The organism is Pseudomonas fulva (genome assembly GCF_023517795.1).
Lineage (GTDB): Bacteria > Pseudomonadota > Gammaproteobacteria > Pseudomonadales > Pseudomonadaceae > Aquipseudomonas > Aquipseudomonas fulva_D.
Window position 1 is genome coordinate 3,268,257 of sequence record NZ_CP082928.1, and the last position, 18,143, is coordinate 3,286,399.

The window sequence follows — 18,143 nt, forward strand, 5'->3', positions numbered from 1 at the left end:
TGCGTCAGCTCAGCGCCTTGATCTAGCATGGTAGCCGATGGTCTAAACCTTCAATCCTACCGTAGCCAGGCAGTTAAAAGCCTGAAATTGATTACATATTTTTATGAGCGCCTGTGGATTAATGGATTTATCCTATAAAGTCCTTTTAAATCAGTAGGATAGATAGTCGTTTCAGGATGGTAATTGCTAACTATGCAGATAGTATCCTGGATCCAGTAGTCGACATCCATCATGGTAGTGCTTATGATGGTTTCGTGCGCGAATGGTCTGAGGTGCATCAGTGCACCATGCCAATCAAGGCGTCGACTCGCGAAATCCCCCCTTACGTTAGGAGTTTGCAAATGCCACGACACTATGAGCACTGGATCAATAACTCAGAATCCAAGCCTTCCACAGGCCGTTACCTCAAGCGTTTTTCTCCTGCCCATGGTGCGGAGCTTGCTGAGTTCGCTGAAGGTTCTGCGCAGGATGTGGATGCAGCTGCTAAAGCTGCTCGTGCTCGCTTCGAGGACTCTGCTAGCTGGTCGAAGCTTTCTGGATCGGCTCGTTCGAAGATGCTCAATGATTGGGCAAATCTGATCGAGCGCGATATTGAGCAACTGGCAGTAGTAGAGGCAGAAGAGGTCGGCAAACCCATTGAGCTGGCTCGTGGCGAGCTTGGCTGGTCTGTGGAGTTGCTGCGCTATGCAGCTTCTCTGGCCTGGCAGGTAGGCGGAGATGCGTTCACCAACGTGGGCGAGGGAAAACTCGGCTTGATGACTCGAGAGCCGCGCGGCGTGATCGGCATGATCACCCCTTGGAACTATCCAATGGTGACCCTGTTCCAAAAGCTTCCCTATGCGCTCGCTGTCGGCTGTACCGCTGTCATTAAGTCCTCTGAGCTGACTTCTGGCACTACGTTTGCCGTTGCCCGTCTTGCTGCCGAGGCCGGTATCCCCGCTGGCGTCATTAACGTCGTGACGGGTGTGGGCGGTGTAGTGGGCGATGCTATTTCTCGTCACCCTGAGATCGACATGATCTCGTTCACCGGGTCGACCCAGGTGGGCAAGCTGATCTCGAAGGCTGCTGCGGACACCAATAAGTACGTAGGTCTTGAGCTTGGCGGGAAGTCCGCGAACATCGTTTTTGATGATGCGGACATCGACGCTGCCCTGGACGGTGTGTTGTTGGGCTTCACTCTTAACCAAGGCGAGGAGTGTGTAGCAGGTAGCCGTCTGCTTATCCAGGACACTATCGCAGAGTCGTTTGTCGCTCAGTTAGTAAAGCGTGCGAACAAGCTCGTTGTTGGCTTGCCCTTGAATAATGAGACTCAGATTGGTGCTTTGATCCATGAGCAGCACCTTGAGAAGGTGCTTGAGATGATTCAGTCCGGTGTTGATCAGGGTGCCAAGCTTGAGTGTGGCGGTAGTCGTCTGACTCAAGGCGCTCTGGAGAAGGGGTTCTTCGTAGGCCCTACCATTTTCTCCAGCGTGACCCCTGAGATGCGGATCTTCCGTGAAGAGATCTTTGGGCCGGTGCTGACGGTTACTACCTTCAAAACTCAGCAAGAAGCTGTTGCTCTCGCGAACAATACGGAATACGGCCTAGGCAACGGTGTCTGGAGCAAAGACATCGATAAGGCGCTCGGTGTTTCGGAGAAGCTGCGCAGCGGTACCGTCTACGTCAACACATACTTTGAAACGAGTCCCCAGCTTCCATTCGGTGGTTACAAGGCCAGCGGTGTTGGGCGTGAAAATGGACTCAGTGGTCTGTTGGAGTTTACCGAGACCAAGACTACCTTCGTTAGCATGGGCAAGCGCGAGTACGCATATCCCAGTACCGTAGGTTGAGTATCGGCGCGATCGTCCTCGGGCGGTCGCGCTGTTCTTTTTTGGGGCGATCCCATCAGTGTTCACTTCGGCCACCGATGCCGGACAAGTGTTCTCGGAGAATCATATGAAAGACATGTACGGCCGTCCTCTAAAGGCAGAGTACGACTATGTTGTGATCGGCTCTGGCTCAGCAGGTGCCGTTGTTGCCTCTCGTCTTGCTGAGGACGCTAGCAAAACTGTGCTTCTAGTTGAGGCCGGCCCTAAAGACTCCAGTATTTATATCCGAATGCCTGCAGCCTTTGGCTTTCCACTGGTGGATGACAAATACAATTGGTATCTGCACTCCGAGCCTGAACCCTACCTCAACAACCGCAAAATTTATGAAGCCCGTGGTCGTGTCTTGGGCGGTTCCTCTAGCATCAATGGAATGAACTGGGTGCGAGGCAACCCATGGGACTATGACAATTGGGCTGCGCTCGGCAACAAGGGATGGAGCTACGCTGAAGTCCTGCCATACTTTAAGAAGGCCGAAACCTTTTCAGGTGGGGCCGATACTTATCGCGGCGACAAAGGGCCGATGCAAATCGAAACCTGTAAAGCCGAAAATCTGATGTATAAGGCCTTCTTGGAGGCCGGGAAGCAATATGGTCTCGAGCACGTCGAAGACCATAACGGATATAAGCAGGAAGGGGTGCATATCACTCAGCGCAATGTCCACGCAGGGCTGCGCTGGAGTACTTCTCGTGCTTACTTGCACTCTCAGCCAAAAAGACAAAATTTGCATGTCGCAATTTTGACTTTCGCTGAAAAAATTGAGTTCACCGGCAAGCGTGCCACCTCTGTTCGCTTGGTTGTGAATGGTGAAAAACTAAACGTGCGTGTGGGGCGTGAGGCAATCCTCTGTAGTGGTGCTCTCCATTCACCTCATTTGCTCATGCATTCTGGTATTGGTGATCAAGCGCAGCTTGAAAAGCTCGGTATCAAGGTAGTTCACCACCTTCCAGGTGTTGGCGAAGGCCTCAAGGATCATACTGCCGCACCAGTGCAGTATTCAGCGAAACTGAATGATTCTGCTGCCAAGGAGTTTTCGAAGTTCGGTCGCCTGAAACTGGGTGCTCAATGGCTTTTCCTCAAAAAAGGCATTGGGGCTACTAACCTGTTCGAAACGGGTGCATTTATTCGCACGCATGATGATGAGAAGATTCCTAACGTACAGTTCGAGTTTCTTCCGCTTCTGGGCGAGATGATGCACGGTGATGCTGTACTGGGTAATGGATTTCAGTACTTCTTCAGCCTAATGCGCCCAACAAGTACAGGTCGCGTCTGGATTGATTCTAATGATCCAATGAAACCGCCGAAGTTTGTATTTAACTTTCTCTCAACCCAGTATGACCGAGATGTAGCAGTTGCCGGTGTAAAGGCTATTCGAAATATTATTTCTCAGCAGGCGTGGGATATCTATCGTAAAGAAGAAATCATGCCTGGGGCTAAATACCATACTGATGATGAGATTCTAGAGTTCCTTAAAGAAAACGCTGGTACAAACTATCACCCCTGCTGTACTTGTCGTATGGGTATCGATGATATGGCAGTTGTCAACCATCAAGGCAAGTTGCACGGTATAGAAAATGTTCGCGTGGTTGACGCGTCTATCATGCCTGAAATTGTCAGCGGCAATTTGAACGCACCGGTTATCATGATGGCAGAGAAGATTGCAGATGATATTCGTGGCAAGAGTTTGCCAGCGGCAGAAGTTGATTATTTCCGTCTGTAAGAACAACTGAGCCTTTACGGCGCCTTTCGGCGCCGTTTTTTTTTGCACTGGAAGGGCGCATTCTTTCAGCCTTGTCTATGTGTCCTGAGTAACCGGGATGGTTATTCTTTGACTGTGCGGGAGCTGAGTCGAGGTGGGCCGTGGCCGCCGCAAGGGTGGGCGCTCGCGCAGGCCAGTCTACGTTTTCCAAGATCTTCTTTGCGGTGAAGTGGTGAGTCAGGTGCTTGCTGCAACTCGGCTCGCCATGTAGTCGAGATGCTTGGAGTCGCCGAAATCCTGCTGTACGGAAGCGAGCGGTAGGGTGACGATGATTTTAGAAATGGTAAGAATGATGACAGGGCAACGCTTCCCTGGCTGCATCTTTACCATTGAGGTGGTCGCCGATCGTTATCCTTTAGCATTGATGTGCCTGCTGCAGCGGATGTCTCGCAGCGACTAGCAGCCAGCCTCGACGAGAGATACTACAGCTGGGCCAGGCTCAAGCCATCCGCCCGGTATCTGTCTCACCTCCACATCAAAGTTGTGCAATCGGCCATTGGGAATCGTTGCTTGTCTGGTGTGCGATCGAGCAGGCAGGCCTTGACGGCTTGCTTGCGCAGTCATCGTGGTCTCCGAATTACCTAGTTTGCATGCTCGCTTCTGATCGTGCCAATCGCCATTACGTTTCGGGCGTGAACTGAGCTCGAGCCGCACAAGGCCAGGCTATGCCCGGCAGCCCTCGAACTTCCGACAGGTCGCCAGGTACTTTTGCATGTAGCGCTGGGAGTGCTGTTGTGCACTGCCAACGAGTTTGAGCTAGCTCAGTCTGAAAGGATTGATCGGAGAAAGATGGACAGTAGTACCTTAGACTACCTGTCCACTGGCCTAGGGCCAGGCAAGTGTTACTTTTATACACTTATGGCTATTTAGTGAGGGATTCGAGCCCAAAAAAACCCCACTGTAAAGTGGGGCGGGTAAAAATTTAGATTTTCTTAGGTTGGGTTACAATCTATTCGACTGATTGATGTCCACATGAAACTGGGTTGTGAGTTCGCTGTTGGCCAGGGATGTCAATGTAACTTTGACCCATGTGAGAACTGTCTTCATTGTTCCTCTCCTCATGGTCTCAGGCTGTTTGGCTGCAGTATTTAACTGACTTTCCCAGGTTTCGATTGCGCCACAGGTACAAGGCTGCAGGTACTATGAGGGCTGGCACCCAACTGATATCAGTGCCGATCAGTTGGGCGAAGTAGCTCTTGTAGAACGAGAGCTCCATGAATGGAATGCTACTGGCTACGCCGATTAGATAGATTGCAACTGTCCAGTGATTATGTTTTCCGTACTGGCCGTCGACGTCGAAAAGATCCTCGACATTATACTTGCCTTTCCGAACCAGATAGTAGTCGGTCAGATTTATCGCGCTCCAGGGCAGGAGGAAATATATCTGACAAATCAGGATGTCCGCAAAATATGCGTTGAAATTGTACTGGGTATGTATGGCAATCAGAGTTGCTATGGCAGCGGTAACAGCCATTACAAAAAATTTGGTCTTGTTGCTGATCGTGTACATTTTCTTGAAGCCACTAAATATTGTGGCGGAGGACATGTAGGCGCTGTACAGATTGAGCACGTTGATTTCGAGGACGCCTATCACGATTATAATCAACGCGACCTTAGAATAGTCACCAAATTGCTGGGCGATGATTGAGCCTGGGTTCGTTGCCGCGTCGGTGTAGATTGTCGCCAACAGTGCACCAAGAAGCATCACGAGCGTCGCACCAAGGGCATTGCCAATGTAGGTGAACCAGAAGGTAGCGCGAGCAGAGGTGTTTGCGGGCAGGTAGCGTGAGTAGTCAGCAACATAGGGCCCGAAACCCATAGTCCATGACGTCGCTTGGGTGATGGTCAGTAGGAAGGCGCTAAGTACAAAGCCGCTTTCACTGAAATCCATTGCGCCAGTCGGCAGGGGATCTTGCAGCAGGGCGATTGCTACGAACAGGAAGAGAAGTCCTGACAAGGCGGACATCCAGGCGCCGAGCTTGTGAATAAGTTCGTAGCCTACATAGCTGATGATCAGGGTCACCAGCCCAAAAATTATGATGGCCATGTCATCACCGACAGGGATGATGGATTTCACTGAGTCGCGCATCACTACGCCGTTGGCCGCAGTGAACAGGGTGTAAACCGCCACCACAATAAAGAGAGGGAGGCCGGCACCTACTACCCCGAATTGGGCGCGGCTCTGGATCATCTGCGGAATGCCCAGGTGCGGGCCTTGTGCAGAGTGAGCCGCCATGAAAAATGTGCCAATGAGGTTGCCGAGAATCAGTGCAACGGCCGTCCAAAATAGGTTAAGTCCAGCGATGATGCCTAGAGTGCCTACTACGAGGGTGGTTACCTGCATATTTGCGCTGAACCACATAGTGAAAAGACGGCGTGGGTGGCCGTAGCGCTCGTTCAATGGAATGAACTCGATGCTTCTGTTTTCAACTTCCATCATGACCTCTGTGTTGCACGCAGTGTGCCTTGCTGTGCCGCAGCACGATTAACGCTTTGCAGAGTAGAGGGGTTGCTTTCGGAATCTACGGATGTAAACGATTACATTCCTTGCTGTGATGATCCATCTGGGGTTTTTACCCCCTTAGCGCTACCGATCTACTCAATTCATTGCATCTGGGTTTTGTTTTTAGCCGCGTTGCTAGGGTTTGAGACCATGCCTAGCAATGTAATCGATTACACGCACATTTTGTGCCAAGTGGCGGTGTTGTTTATCGGCCGTAAAATCTGGGTGTTCTGGCCTATTGATTGCGGGGTTGGTGCACTGTGGTGGGGCTATCTGTGGCTTTCCGCATCACTCTGATGCACGGCGCCGAGGGCGGCGCCATTAGGGAGGGGCTTGCTTTAGGGATGGGGCGTCGGGGTGCTCCTATGGAGCTCTCCGGAGCGGGGGGTTAGTCGAGGAGTCGCAGGATGTCTTCGAAGAGTGCTGCCGGCACTTGTACGCCATTCGCTTGGCTTCTTGCTCGAGCATCAAAGCGACGTTGTGAGGGGAGGCGGGCGCCCTGCTCTGTAATGAGGTTGAACATTTGTTCTGCGCTATCTAGGCCTCTTTGGTACGCGTCTCCAAGAAACACTTTGGGGTCAAGCGCTATCACCAGTTCGCCATGGCAGGGCGTCGCGCCGACTCCACCATCAAACGCTTGTGATTGAGCGCTTGTGAGATCGCCGATCAGTGAGCCCGCTAGCAGCTCGATCATTGCCGAAAGTGCTGAGCCCTTGTATCCGCCAAATGTGCGCATTGCACCCTTGAGTGCTTCTTTGGGATCGGTAGTGGGGGAGCCGCTTGCGTCGACGGCCCACTCCGGAGGGATCGGTTGATTGGTTCTTGCGTGAAGCTCCAGGTCGCCCCGGGCTACGGCGCTCGTTGCAAAGTCGAATACAAATGGGTTTCCGTAGGGGCGTGGCCACGCAAACGCAAGCGGGTTCGTGCCAAAGACAGGCTTGTTGCCGCCAGCGGGTGCGACCCAGCTGTGGCTCGGGCTCATGGCGATTCCGACAAGTCCTCTTTCTGCAATTGCCTCAACTTCAGGCCAGAGCGCTGAGAAATGAAAGCAGTTGTTAATTGCCATGGCGGCAATCCCATTGGTCTTGGCTTTGTGGATTAGGGTGGGTAATCCAGTGTCGAAGCCCAAGAGGGAGTATCCGAAGCGAGAGTCAACGGTGACAATTCCGGGCGCCACGTCTTTCACAGTGGGAAGCGCTTGCGGGTCTACCTTGCCGTTACGCAGGGTGTTGACGCACACCAGTAGTCGGTAGATGCCGTGGGATTGGCATTCATCTCGCTGGCCTTGGGTGATCACCTTGGCGATAGAGGTTGCGTGTTCGGAAGACATTCCGTTGTGGATCAATACCTTGCGGGAGAGGTCATAAACCTCGTCCAGGGTTAGCATGACGTGGTTATCCGACATCTTTTTCTCCTTTGTAGCAGGCGGGGCTGTATCCACCTAGGTGGATACAGCTTTTCAGGTCACTCTCCTTTCTTGCGTGCCGGTTGCCTTAGAGCGAGCCGTTGATGCGCTGAGGAATGACGAGAGGGTTTGAATCAAGCAGTTCTTTCGGCAGCGCTTCTTCAGGGAAGTCCTGGTACGAGACCGGGCGAAGAAACCGGTTGATGGCCAGGCTGCCCACGGAAGTGGTTCGAGTATCAGAGGTCGCAGGGAATGGGCCCCCATGAACCATGGCGTGGCCAACCTCTACACCGGTTCCGAATCCGTTAATGAGTACGCGGCCTGCTTTCCTTTCGAGCGTTGGCAGCAGCTTGCGCAGCGAAGCCTGATCCTTGCCTTCGATGTGTACGGCGATAGTCAGTTGGCCTTCTAGGGATTTAAGCACCTTGAGTACTTCCTCTTCGCTTGAGCAGCGAACGATCAGGGAGCACGAGCCAAACACTTCCTCTCGCAGTTCGTGCCGGCTCAAGAAGCTTTCGCCAGTGGTCGCGAACAAGGCTGCTTGTCCTTGCAGGGCGGCACCTTGCTGGCCTTTTGCGATTGCTTCAACTGCATCGTTGGCTTCCAGCTTGGCAACGCCTGTGCAGTAGCTCTTGTGAATTCCTGGTGTGAGCATTGTTGCGGCAGCGACCGACTCGAGCGAGGTTGCGGCGGCAGCTTCAAACTTGCGCAGTTGCTCGCTGTCGACAGCGATCAATAGGCCAGGATTGGTACAGAATTGGCCTGCACCAAGGGTCAGCGATGCGACGAACGATTTTGCAATTTCTTCTGCTCGAGCATTGAGTGCGTGTTGCAGCAGGATGACCGGGTTGATGGAGCTCATCTCGGCGTAAACTGGAATGGGCTCTTCACGCGATGCAGCAATCTTCATCAGTGCAACGCCGCCCCCGCGAGAACCTGTAAAGCCCACGGCTTTGATGCGAGAGTCTGCGACCAGTCCCTGGCCAACGTTGCGCCCAGAGTCGTACAGAAGAGAGAAAACGCCTTGGGGAAGGCCGCAGGTGATGATGGCCTGCTGAATCGCCTTGCCCACCAGCTCGGCAGTTCCTGGGTGGGCTGAGTGTGCTTTTACGATTACGGGGCATCCAGCGGCCAGGGCTGATGCGGTGTCGCCCCCAGCGACAGAGAAGGCCAGTGGAAAATTCGAGGCCCCAAATACTGCTACTGGCCCCATTGCGATGTTCCTGAGGCGCAAGTCGACTCGCGGCGCGGGTTGGCGGTTTGGAATGGCCGGATCAATACGTGCGTCCAGGAATCCGCCCTCGCGCAGGACTGCGGCGAAGAGAGAGAGCTGACCAACGGTTCGGCCTCGCTCTCCTTCAACGCGCCCTCGGGGTAGGCCTGTTTCCAGCATGCATCGTTCAACGAGCTCGTCGCCGAGCTCCATGATGTTCTTTCCGATTCTTTCCAGGAACGCTGCTCGATTTTCGAGGCTGGTCTCCCGGTACTCATCGAATGCCTCGTCTGCCAGCCTGCAGGCATGTTCGAGATCTTCGAGGGTGGCGCCACCAAATGCTGGTTCCAGTCGCTCGCCGGTTGCAGCGTTCAGTCCGTAAATTTGACCGTTTTGACCTTGAAAGCTGAGCTTGCCGATCAAAAGCTGACCTGTAATAGACATTCAAATCCTCGCTTTAGGCAGTTTCACAGGGGCAGTCGAGACCGCCTTATTCATTGCGTTTCAGCCTGGATGGGGTGGGGTAGCCGCGCCGGAAAATTGAGCGTGACGGTTACCTCCATCTAGCTGTCCTTTGTGCCATCGCTGTTTCTCACGCTGCCTTGTTAGCCATTTCTGCGAAAGCTGAAGGCCTTTACTCAGGTGTGTGAAATGGTGAGCATGGTGGACACTGTATCCAATCTACAGTTCATCTGTTCGTTAAGTCTAGACAATTGCAGGCTTCATTGAAAATTTTCATCCAATTAAGACTGTCTATAGGTCATAATTCTCGATTCAAGGGATTATGGATGCAGGATCCCTGATCATATCCAGCTTCACTCTGAGAAATGCTAAAAATACTGATCGCTCGTCCGTCGCATAAAATTCAGCGCCGAAGCATTTCGGAAGCTCTTGCTGAGTCGCTACGTGGAAGAATTCTTAACGGTGAGCTGAAGGAAGGCACACCCCTGATTCAGGAGGCGATTGCTGCTGAGTACGAGGTCAGCCGTATGCCGGTTAGGGAGGCTTTTCGTCAGCTAGAGGCTTCTGGTTTCATTGCTAGTCGAATCCACAAGGGGGCGATTGTGACTGGATTGCCCCTGGAGCAAATTCACGAGCTTTTTGATCTTCGCGTAGCGTTGGAGTGTGAGCTTCTGGCTCACGCGATCCCTGGAATGACCGCAGAGCACCTGGGTGTTTCTGAGGCTGTTCTCCCTGAGCTCGAGGCCGCGTACCTTTCCCAGGATGTATTACGTTGGGGGGCGCTTAACTGGGAATTCCATCGCAGCCTCTATGTCCCTTCAGAAAAGGTTCAGACGTTGGCTATTGCTCAAGGGGTGAATCAGCAGACGGATCGATATATACGCTTGCAGCTCGTGCTGACAGAGAACGTCAGCACTGCAATCAGTGAGCATCGTCAGCTTCTGAAGCTCTGCGGGGAGGGCAATGTTCAAGAGGCTGTGAGCCTGCTGCGGGATCACATATTTCATGCGGGCGTGAATCTGAAGCGTGCCTTGCAACAAGCACAGATGAAGGTGGCTATCTGACTGTTATCGAGGCAGCGAGCGCTCTCGGCTTAGCTGGGCGCCATAAGTGCAGATGGCGCCTTCCGATTGGGTGCTAAGCCGCTACGGCTTGAGCGGGGCGTCCTCGCCAGACCGCTACTACGGATATCATTGCGCAAATGAGTATGTAGATTGCGATTGATGTCCAAATGCCCCCTGCTTCTTTCAGTAGCCAGGTAGCGATCAAGGGGGCTGTTCCTCCAGCAATGGCAGCACCTATCTGGGAGCCAAGTGTTATGCCAGTAAACCGAACCTCGGTGCTGAAAAGCCCGGCCATTATGGTGCCCAGTGTCGCCACGATTGGTGCCCAGATCACGCCGATTGCAATTATGGATGCGAGGGTGATGCCCCAGGTTTCCCCTGTGTCGAGAAGCATGAAGTAGGGGGCTGCGAATGCGGCCATTGCAAGGCTGCCGGTGATGTATACCTTGCGAGCGCCAACACGATCGGCGAGCAGCCCCATGAGCGGTATCGCTAGGCAGGTGACCGTGGCTGCGATCGTAATCGAATTCAAAACGGTTACGCGATCAAAGGCCAATGTTCCTGTGGCGTAGCTCACGACGAAGGTTGTGAATACATAAAAAGGTGCAGTTTCTACCACCTTTGATCCAGTCGCGACGATAACCGCGCGCCAGTGGTGTTTTACCGTTTCGATAATCGGGGCGGTCTCTACTTTTCCGCGTTGCTTGGCCTTGGCGAATTCTGGTGTTTCGTCTATGCCACGGCGGATCCATAGCCCGAGAAACACTAGGCCTGCGCTAGCTAAAAACGGTACTCGCCATCCCCAGGCAAAAAAATCTTCGTCTGGCAGTGTGCTCATGGCGGTCATCGCGAGAGTGGCTAATAGCATTCCTAGCGGTACGCCCATCTGTGGCACGCAGGCGTAGAGGGCTTTGCGATTCTCCGGGGCATATTCATAGGCAAGCAACAGTGCGCCTCCCCACTCGCCCGATATTCCGAGGCCTTGCACTATGCGCAGGAGGACGAGCATCACGGGCGCCCAGACCCCAATCATTTCGTAAGTTGGAAGGCATCCGATTAGTACCGTTGCACTTCCCATCATTGCAAGCGTGAGCACTAACGTTTTCTTGCGCCCAATCCGGTCGCCAATGTGCGAAAGCACGATGCCGCCGAAAGGTCTTACGAAAAAGGTCAAGCTGAAGGACAGGTAAGAAAGCAGGAGGCCCACAACGGGATCGAAGGTAGGGAAGAACAGTTTATTGAATACGAGTGCCGCGACTGTTCCGTAGAGGAAGTAGTCGAACCACTCAATCGCGCTGCCGGTGAGGCTGGCAATCAGTACTCGTCGATGCATGGGGGGAGCGGGTTGTGTAGAGGTCATTCCTTGTTTCTCTGGGGTGGTCTGTCATTCATGTGGAATGTATCCTGGATCCACAGAATCTTTCAATTGTGTTCTAACTAGCCTGAATAACCTTGGTATCAAAGTAGCGAAGCCCGATAGGCTGGATCATGAAGATTGTGCTTGACTGCCACTGTCTTGCGGATTCAGGATCCAGTATTATTTAGCCGTATTCCGCTTGTGGCTGCTGTCTTGGGGCGCAAGTGCAGAAAGGCCTCATGCTGTGCGGCTGGGAGCATGCTTGCGCAGGCCGGTTCATCGAAGTGAGTGATATGGCGAAGAATTTAGCGTTACCAGCAAGCTATCGGATCAAGCGGATGAGCTTGCCTGCCGCACTGGCTGAGTCGCTCCGTGAGCGGATACTCAATGGTGAGTTCAAGGAGGGAGATGCTCTCATCCAAGAGGCTATCGCGGCCGAGTACGATGTGAGTCGTATGCCTGTTCGGGAGGCTTTCCGGGAGCTCGAAGCCTCTGGGTTGATCAGTCTCAAAATTCACAAGGGAGCGGTCGTCACAGCAGTGCCGACTGACCAGGTTGGCGAGCTGTTTGATCTGAGAGCCTTGCTTGAGTGCAGACTTTTGGCTGTGTCGGTTCCCCTGATGACTGCAGACCATTTAGCGGTTGCAAAGTCGCTGCTGGTTGAGTTGGACGATGCGTACCACAACCGTGATGTCGGTCGTTGGGGGGGACTGAATTGGGAGTTTCACAAAAGCTTGTACATCGCAGCAGGCCATGCACAAACGCTGTCAATCGTGCAGAACATTAATGTTCAAACTGATCGCTACATTCGGCTGCAGTTGCTTCTGACGGATGATCTCGAGGATGCCGAAAGAGAGCACCATGAAATCCTTCGCCTTTGCGAGGCCCGTGACGTGGAAGCGGTGGTGGCATACATGCATAAGCATATTTTGGATGCAAAAGAGCACCTATTACTTGCGCTGAGGAAAAGTCGCTCTGGAACTTAATAGAGCGACCGGTATCGTGACTCTAGGTGTTGCACGCTGGTGAAACCCAGTGCGTTCTTCTGATTGTCGCTATCAGGCTTCAGCTTTCGGTAGTTCTGTACTCAAGGGACAAATTCATGACGCATATTGTGGTGGTGGGGGCTGGAATCGTCGGCCTGTCTGTTGCTCATCACCTGCTCAATGAGGGGGTCAGGGTCACGGTGGTCGACCCTGACCCTTTGGGCGATAAAGCATCAAATGGAAATGCTGCAGGCATTGGTGTTACAGAGGTAATTCCAGCCTGTGTGCCTGGTGTGCTGAGGAAAGTTCCTGGGTGGTTGCTTGATCCTCTTGGCCCGCTCGCAATTCGCCCCATGCATGCGCCCAAGCTGATTCCTTGGCTACTGAAGTTCTCTAAAGCGTCTAGCGAGAGCGAGCTCCAGCGCCTCTCAGAGGCTCTGGCTCAGATCAACAAGAGGGTCTACGACGATTTGTTGCCTATGCTGGAGCAGCACGGCCTGATGGGAGATTTGCATCGTGAGGGGGCTCTAACCGTTTATGAGCACCAGGATGCATTTCAGCGCGATCAGAAATTTTGGGATTTAAAGGCTTCCCATGGTGTAGAGGTGATCTCGCTTTCTGGAGCCGAGGTCAGGGAGATGGAGCCGGCACTCAGTCATTCCGTTGTAAAAGGTATCTTCACTCCGCAGTGGTCGCAGGTGAGTGATCCAAAGGCATTGGTAGATAAGCTGCGTGAGTCTCTTGTTCGAAGCGGCTTGCTAGTTGTGCAGGGGAGGGTGAGAGATATTTGTTCCACGGTGGGTAGAGGGGCGGCAGCCTTAGTCTTGGACGGTGGTCAATTTATCGAGGCTGACAAAGTTGTGGTTGCCTGTGGCGCATGGTCGGGAGTTCTTGCGGCGCGAATCGGTGACAGGGTGCTTCTTGAGAGTGAGCGGGGCTACAACTCCACCATTGCTCGGCCGGGAGTAAAGCTTGGGCGGGAGGTGATTTTTGCAGAGCGCCATTTCGTGGCGACGCCCCTGTCCATCGGACTGCGCATAGGAGGGGCTGCTGAGTTCGGGGGGTTAGACGCAGTACCCAATTTCAAGCGTTCTAAGGCGCTGGTTGAGCTTGCCTCTATGTATCTGCCGGGGCTTCGGTCGCAGGGTGGCGTGCATTGGGCTGGCCATAGGCCGACGACACCTGACAGCCTGCCGGTGATAGGCACATCTCCTTCTAATCCTCGTGTGGTTTACGCGTTCGGTCACGGGCATCTGGGTTTAACCCAGGCGGCGACAACGGGTCGCCTCGTCTGTGATCTGGTGTTTGGCAAGCCCGCTTTAATCGATCTCGCCCCTTATGCAATTAGCCGCTTCGCCTGAAGCTAACTGGAGTCCCAAATGACCCGACACACGTTCTTTTGCATTGATGCTCACACATGTGGGAACCCTGTTCGAGTTGTGGCAGGAGGGGCTCCGGTATTGCCAAACGTTTCGATGGCGGAAAAGCGCAAGCTATTCGAGCGTGACCATGATTGGGTGAGGCAGGCACTGATGTTTGAGCCACGTGGGCATGATGTGATGTCTGGTTCGATCTTGTATCCATCGTCTCGTTCTGACTGCGATGCGGGGGTGCTTTTCATTGAGGTCAGTGGCTGTCTGCCTATGTGCGGACACGGAACCATAGGAACAGTGACTGCAGCTTTGGAGGCGGGTTTGATTGTTCCGAGGGTTGATGGCAGCCTTGCGATAGAAACGCCAGCCGGACGCGTTGCGATTGAGTACACCAAGAGCGGGGATTATGTTGAGCAGGTTCGCCTTTTCAATGTGGCCAGTTACCTGCACTCACGTGACGTTGTGATCGATGTTCCTGGTCTTGGGCCGTTAACGATTGATCTCTCCTACGGTGGCAATTTCTACGCGATAGTGGAGCCTCAAGCGGGGTGGTTGGGGCTAGACGGTATGTCTGTGCGAGACATCGTGCGTTTCAGTCCTCTGGTGCGCGAGGCTGCTCAGGATGTACTGAAACCGATCCACCCTGAAGATCATCGTATCAGTGGCGTTAGTCACGTAATGTGGTGTGATAAGCCTAAGAATCAACGAGCTGACGCTAGGAACGCAGTGTTCTACGGTGATAAGGCGATCGATAGATCTCCTTGCGGAACCGGATCTTCAGCTCGCATGGCTCAGTTAGTCGCGAGAGGGCGCCTCGCTCTGGGCGATACGTTCGTACATGAGAGCATCATCGGTACTCTCTTCGATTGCCGTGTTGAATCGAGTACGGCCGTCGGTGACTATCAGGCAATTCTGCCCAGTGTCGCTGGTTGGGCGAGAGTGATCGGACACAACACGATCTTTGTTGATAGCCGAGACCCCCTTGCCCACGGATTTCAATTGAGCTGAGGAGGGCTCGGTCACGCCGGCCTAGCTGGCGGATTTTCCGCGTTTCTTGCCCAGCACCTTAAGCAGGTTGGTGCCTGCTTCATTGATGTGCTGTCGTAGGAATTTAACTGCTTTTTTCGTGTCTCGCGCTTCGCAAAGCTTGAGAAGCTCGCGGTGGTCGATCTCTGCCTCTTCCTTGCCTTCGGTTAGCAGTAACTGCAGCCGAATGTACCTGTCTGTCTGGATGTTGATGCCCTGCACAATCGATAGTGTCTGAACCCGATCTGCACCCGCGTAGAGGCTCAGGTGAAACTCCCAGTTGAGCCTCCCCCAGTTCGACATGTCGTCATTGTGATACGCCTCTTCCAGCTGTGGCAGCAGTTGTTTGGAGTAGGCAAGCTGTTCGTCTGTCAGGTTGGGAAGGGAGTACTGCAGCAGCTCTCCTTCGAGGTTTGACCGCAGATCAAAAAGCTCTTGGATCTGTTCCATTGGGATTGAGCTTACAACTGATCCCTTGTGGGCTTTCGACGTGATCAGGCCCGAGGCCTCCAGCTCCTTGAACGCCTCTCGAACAGGCATCCGGCTGACGTCGTATTCGGCAGCAATCGTTTCCTGGATGAGCGTCTCCCCTTCTTTGAACTCGCCGTTCAAGATGCGCTCTCGAAGCGACTCGCTCAGGGCCTCGGCCACAGTTTGACGTTTGATTCGGTGATTTGCCGGCGATTGTAGTTTTGACATGAGGCCTACTGACGGTTAGGAATCCAGTGCGCAATCGAGCATATGACAGTTCCCGCCGAAATTGAAGGTGTCTTTGGATTTCTAGAACCACCTGTTTTAGCTGAGATCTTGGCAAATGGGAGGTGCTTTCGGATTATGTATCCATGTAGCATTAGTCGTTTGCTGCCTCTGTCATCGTGAGGCGATCAGCTTAGCTCTGTGCAGCAGGTACTGTGCCAGTGATCAACGCTTGGCTGTTAGAGGTCATCCGTTAGTACCCGCGTACTACCTGATTGTAGGAGGCGTGCTGGGGCTTTTGGTAAAGACCGGGCGGGGCAATCTATGCCGCGGTAGGATATAGACAACACTGATCATGCTTGTGCTGAAAAGTCATAGACGAGTGCGGCGATGGCGGGCTTGGTTTCATGCGCGTCACTCATTTCTGCGATGCGTAGCGACTGGATCAGAATTGGACTGCTAATGAGGCCACTGCTTCAGAAGCATCATCTTGACAACCAGTCCACCCCCATTGCGTGGCGCTGCACTCACTTTCCCACCGTGCAACTCGATAGCTCGCCTTGCGATTGCTAGCCCCAATCCAGTCCCCTGGATCGACTCAGTCCCTCCGACCCGCACGAAAGGATCAAAAATGTTATCCAGTTGATCCCGTGGTACGCCAGAGCCGCGATCACTCACCACTATTTCCAAAGCCTTGCCATCATTAATGATGGTGCCTTCGATTTCGACTCCCTTCCCCCGCGGACTGAATTTAACTGCGTTTCTGACAACATTTTCGATCGCTTGGTACACCAGCTCGCCATTTACATCGGCAATAAATTTATCCGGTGCCCGCAAGACGACAGACTTTAAAGCGGCTTGCGCTTCAAAGTGTGCATCCTCTGCAATTGCATCGACGAGTTCTATGACGTCCAAATCGCAATGAGGGTAGGCGACTGATCTCCCATCCAATCGATGCAAGGTCAACAGTTCACCCACAAGTGAATCTAGCGCTTCGCTCTCCCTCCTAATTCGCTGGGTCAGAGCATCGAGGTCTTGAGGTGCCGTGCTCTTCCCCATGAGACCGAGCGCGGCCTGTATCCGCGCCAGTGGAGAGCGTAGTTCATGCGAAATGTTATGGAGCAGTATCGTGCGCGACTCAGTCAATTGTTGCAGTTGAGACGCCATCCGATCAAAGTCTTGGGCCAAATCAGCAATCTCGTCATTACGACGGTGCATCAAGGGCTGTATACGCGTATCCAGCCGGCCCTGTGCAACCTCATGTAACGCCCAGCGCAAGTGCTGAAGCGGTCGCGCCAGGTACCAAGCCAATACCAGGCCGGTGCACAGAATGGCGAGCGCACCTGAAATCATTGGAACGATGGGGAAAATGCCAATGGTGGCAAGGTCGTCCGCAGGTGGTGGCTGTCGGCCAGTCAACAGAAGAAAGGCCACTGCCCCTGCGACGGAGAGCACCATACTCATGCAGAGCGCAAACACCAGTTTCCAAAACAACCGTCCCGGTTTCCAGTGAACCATCTTCAGTCCTCCAGGAGCTGATAACCCAAGCCGCGGACACTCTGTATCCACGACTGGCCGTCAGGGCGCATGCCGAGCTTCTGCCTGATGCTGCTGATGTGAACGTCGATACGTCGGTCGAAGCGCGCGAGCGGACGATTGAACGCTTGTTGAGAAATCTCCTGCTTGCTTATCAACTTGCCGGCATTAAGAGCCAGCACCTCAAGCAGGCTGAATTCGGTGCCAGTCAAGGTTAAGGGCGTTCCTTGCCAGATGACCTTGCGGCTGCCAGGCCACAGGCAGAGGCCACCTGTCTGCAGTACGCGCGACGTGCCTCCGGCGCTAGCCGCGGACAGGCCATCCGCACGCCTCAAGATTGCCCTGACACGTGCCACCAGTTCGCCGGATGTGCATGGCTTGGGCACATAGTCGTCTGCGCCCATGTCGAGCCCGACGATACGGTCAACGTCGTCGCCCCGTGCCGTCAGCATGAGAACGGGAACGTTACTCGTGCTCCGGATCCTCTTGAGCACTTCGATGCCGGAGAGGCGCGGCAACATGATATCCAATATCACCAGTGCGTAGCTCTGCGTGAGCGCCTGAACAATTCCTTGCTCTCCGTCATTTACGCAAGTCACGGCAAAACCCTCGCCCCAAAAGTATCGGGAGAGCATCGCGGTCAGTTCGGTGTCGTCATCGACCAGCAGTAGCTTGATCATGAGCGAATTATTTCAGATATCCATCCAAAAAACAGTGGTGGATCGACCACTTTTACCCAGCTTAACGCTTCAAGACCGCCGTTGACATTGGATGGGGATAAGCTCTTCTCCCAGTTACAGGTGTCATCGCTATGCACTTTCAAGTCTTGGCCTAAGACGCCAATCCATCCACCTCAACTGTCATGCGTATGGCTGCGGTGATAAGTAATTTTTCTTTG

The 18,143-nt window shown here is 53.5% G+C and carries 13 protein-coding genes; 6 read left to right on the forward strand and 7 right to left on the reverse strand.

Annotated features, from left to right (window positions below; all coding sequences use genetic code 11):
* The first annotated feature begins 341 nt into the window (after positions 1 to 341).
* Together K8U54_RS14930 and K8U54_RS14935 are read left to right on the forward strand one after the other, a co-directional pair.
* Positions 342 to 1,829 (forward strand): aldehyde dehydrogenase family protein, encoded by a 1,488-nt coding sequence (locus K8U54_RS14930; protein ID WP_249906552.1) that lies wholly within the window; start codon positions 342 to 344, stop codon positions 1,827 to 1,829.
* Between the two features lie 106 nt (positions 1,830 to 1,935).
* Entirely contained in the window at positions 1,936 to 3,585 is a 1,650-nt protein-coding gene (locus tag K8U54_RS14935) for a choline dehydrogenase (RefSeq protein WP_249906553.1), read from the forward strand.
* 1,105 nt (positions 3,586 to 4,690) lie between these two features.
* Here K8U54_RS14935 and K8U54_RS14940 read toward each other — a convergent pair.
* The 3 genes from K8U54_RS14940 to K8U54_RS14950 all read right to left on the reverse strand — a co-directional run bounded on the left by K8U54_RS14940 (position 4,691) and on the right by K8U54_RS14950 (position 9,189).
* Positions 4,691 to 6,061: a purine-cytosine permease family protein gene (locus tag K8U54_RS14940; RefSeq protein WP_249906554.1), complete on the reverse strand. Its 1,371-nt coding sequence runs from the start codon at positions 6,059 to 6,061 to the stop codon at positions 4,691 to 4,693.
* Positions 6,062 to 6,515: 454 nt separating this feature from the next.
* Entirely contained in the window at positions 6,516 to 7,532 is a 1,017-nt protein-coding gene (locus K8U54_RS14945) for an Ldh family oxidoreductase (RefSeq protein ID WP_249906555.1), read from the reverse strand.
* Positions 7,533 to 7,620: 88 nt separating this feature from the next.
* Complete coding sequence (locus K8U54_RS14950; RefSeq protein WP_249906556.1) at positions 7,621 to 9,189, reverse strand: aldehyde dehydrogenase (NADP(+)); 1,569 nt, start codon at positions 9,187 to 9,189, stop codon at positions 7,621 to 7,623.
* Positions 9,190 to 9,572: 383 nt separating this feature from the next.
* Between K8U54_RS14950 and K8U54_RS14955 the strand changes: the two genes are divergently transcribed.
* Positions 9,573 to 10,271 (forward strand): GntR family transcriptional regulator, encoded by a 699-nt coding sequence (locus K8U54_RS14955; RefSeq protein ID WP_249906557.1) that lies wholly within the window; start codon positions 9,573 to 9,575, stop codon positions 10,269 to 10,271.
* A gap of 73 nt (positions 10,272 to 10,344) precedes the next feature.
* Here the strand turns inward: K8U54_RS14955 and K8U54_RS14960 are convergent, their stop codons facing one another.
* Complete coding sequence (locus K8U54_RS14960; RefSeq protein ID WP_249906558.1) at positions 10,345 to 11,631, reverse strand: MFS transporter; 1,287 nt, start codon at positions 11,629 to 11,631, stop codon at positions 10,345 to 10,347.
* A gap of 221 nt (positions 11,632 to 11,852) precedes the next feature.
* Here K8U54_RS14960 and K8U54_RS14965 point away from each other — a divergent pair, with 221 nt between their 5' ends.
* From K8U54_RS14965 to K8U54_RS14975, 3 genes are all read left to right on the forward strand, one after another.
* Complete coding sequence (locus K8U54_RS14965) at positions 11,853 to 12,614, forward strand: GntR family transcriptional regulator (protein WP_249906559.1); 762 nt, start codon at positions 11,853 to 11,855, stop codon at positions 12,612 to 12,614.
* Between the two features lie 116 nt (positions 12,615 to 12,730).
* Positions 12,731 to 13,975, forward strand: coding sequence for an NAD(P)/FAD-dependent oxidoreductase (locus tag K8U54_RS14970; RefSeq protein ID WP_249906560.1), 1,245 nt, complete (start codon positions 12,731 to 12,733; stop codon positions 13,973 to 13,975).
* A gap of 18 nt (positions 13,976 to 13,993) precedes the next feature.
* Positions 13,994 to 14,995, forward strand: a complete 1,002-nt coding sequence (locus K8U54_RS14975; protein WP_249906561.1) for a 4-hydroxyproline epimerase — start codon at positions 13,994 to 13,996, stop codon at positions 14,993 to 14,995.
* Positions 14,996 to 15,016: 21 nt separating this feature from the next.
* On the opposite strand, the gene K8U54_RS14980 is transcribed toward K8U54_RS14975, so the two are convergent.
* The 3 genes from K8U54_RS14980 to K8U54_RS14990 form a co-directional block, all read right to left on the reverse strand.
* A complete protein-coding gene (locus tag K8U54_RS14980) occupies positions 15,017 to 15,712 on the reverse strand; it encodes a GntR family transcriptional regulator (protein ID WP_249906562.1) in 696 nt (231 codons plus the stop codon).
* A gap of 456 nt (positions 15,713 to 16,168) precedes the next feature.
* A complete protein-coding gene (locus tag K8U54_RS14985) occupies positions 16,169 to 17,227 on the reverse strand; it encodes a HAMP domain-containing sensor histidine kinase (RefSeq protein ID WP_249906563.1) in 1,059 nt (352 codons plus the stop codon).
* Positions 17,228 to 17,229: 2 nt separating this feature from the next.
* Positions 17,230 to 17,925 (reverse strand): response regulator, encoded by a 696-nt coding sequence (locus K8U54_RS14990; RefSeq protein ID WP_249906564.1) that lies wholly within the window; start codon positions 17,923 to 17,925, stop codon positions 17,230 to 17,232.
* Between the last annotated feature and the right edge of the window lie 218 nt (positions 17,926 to 18,143).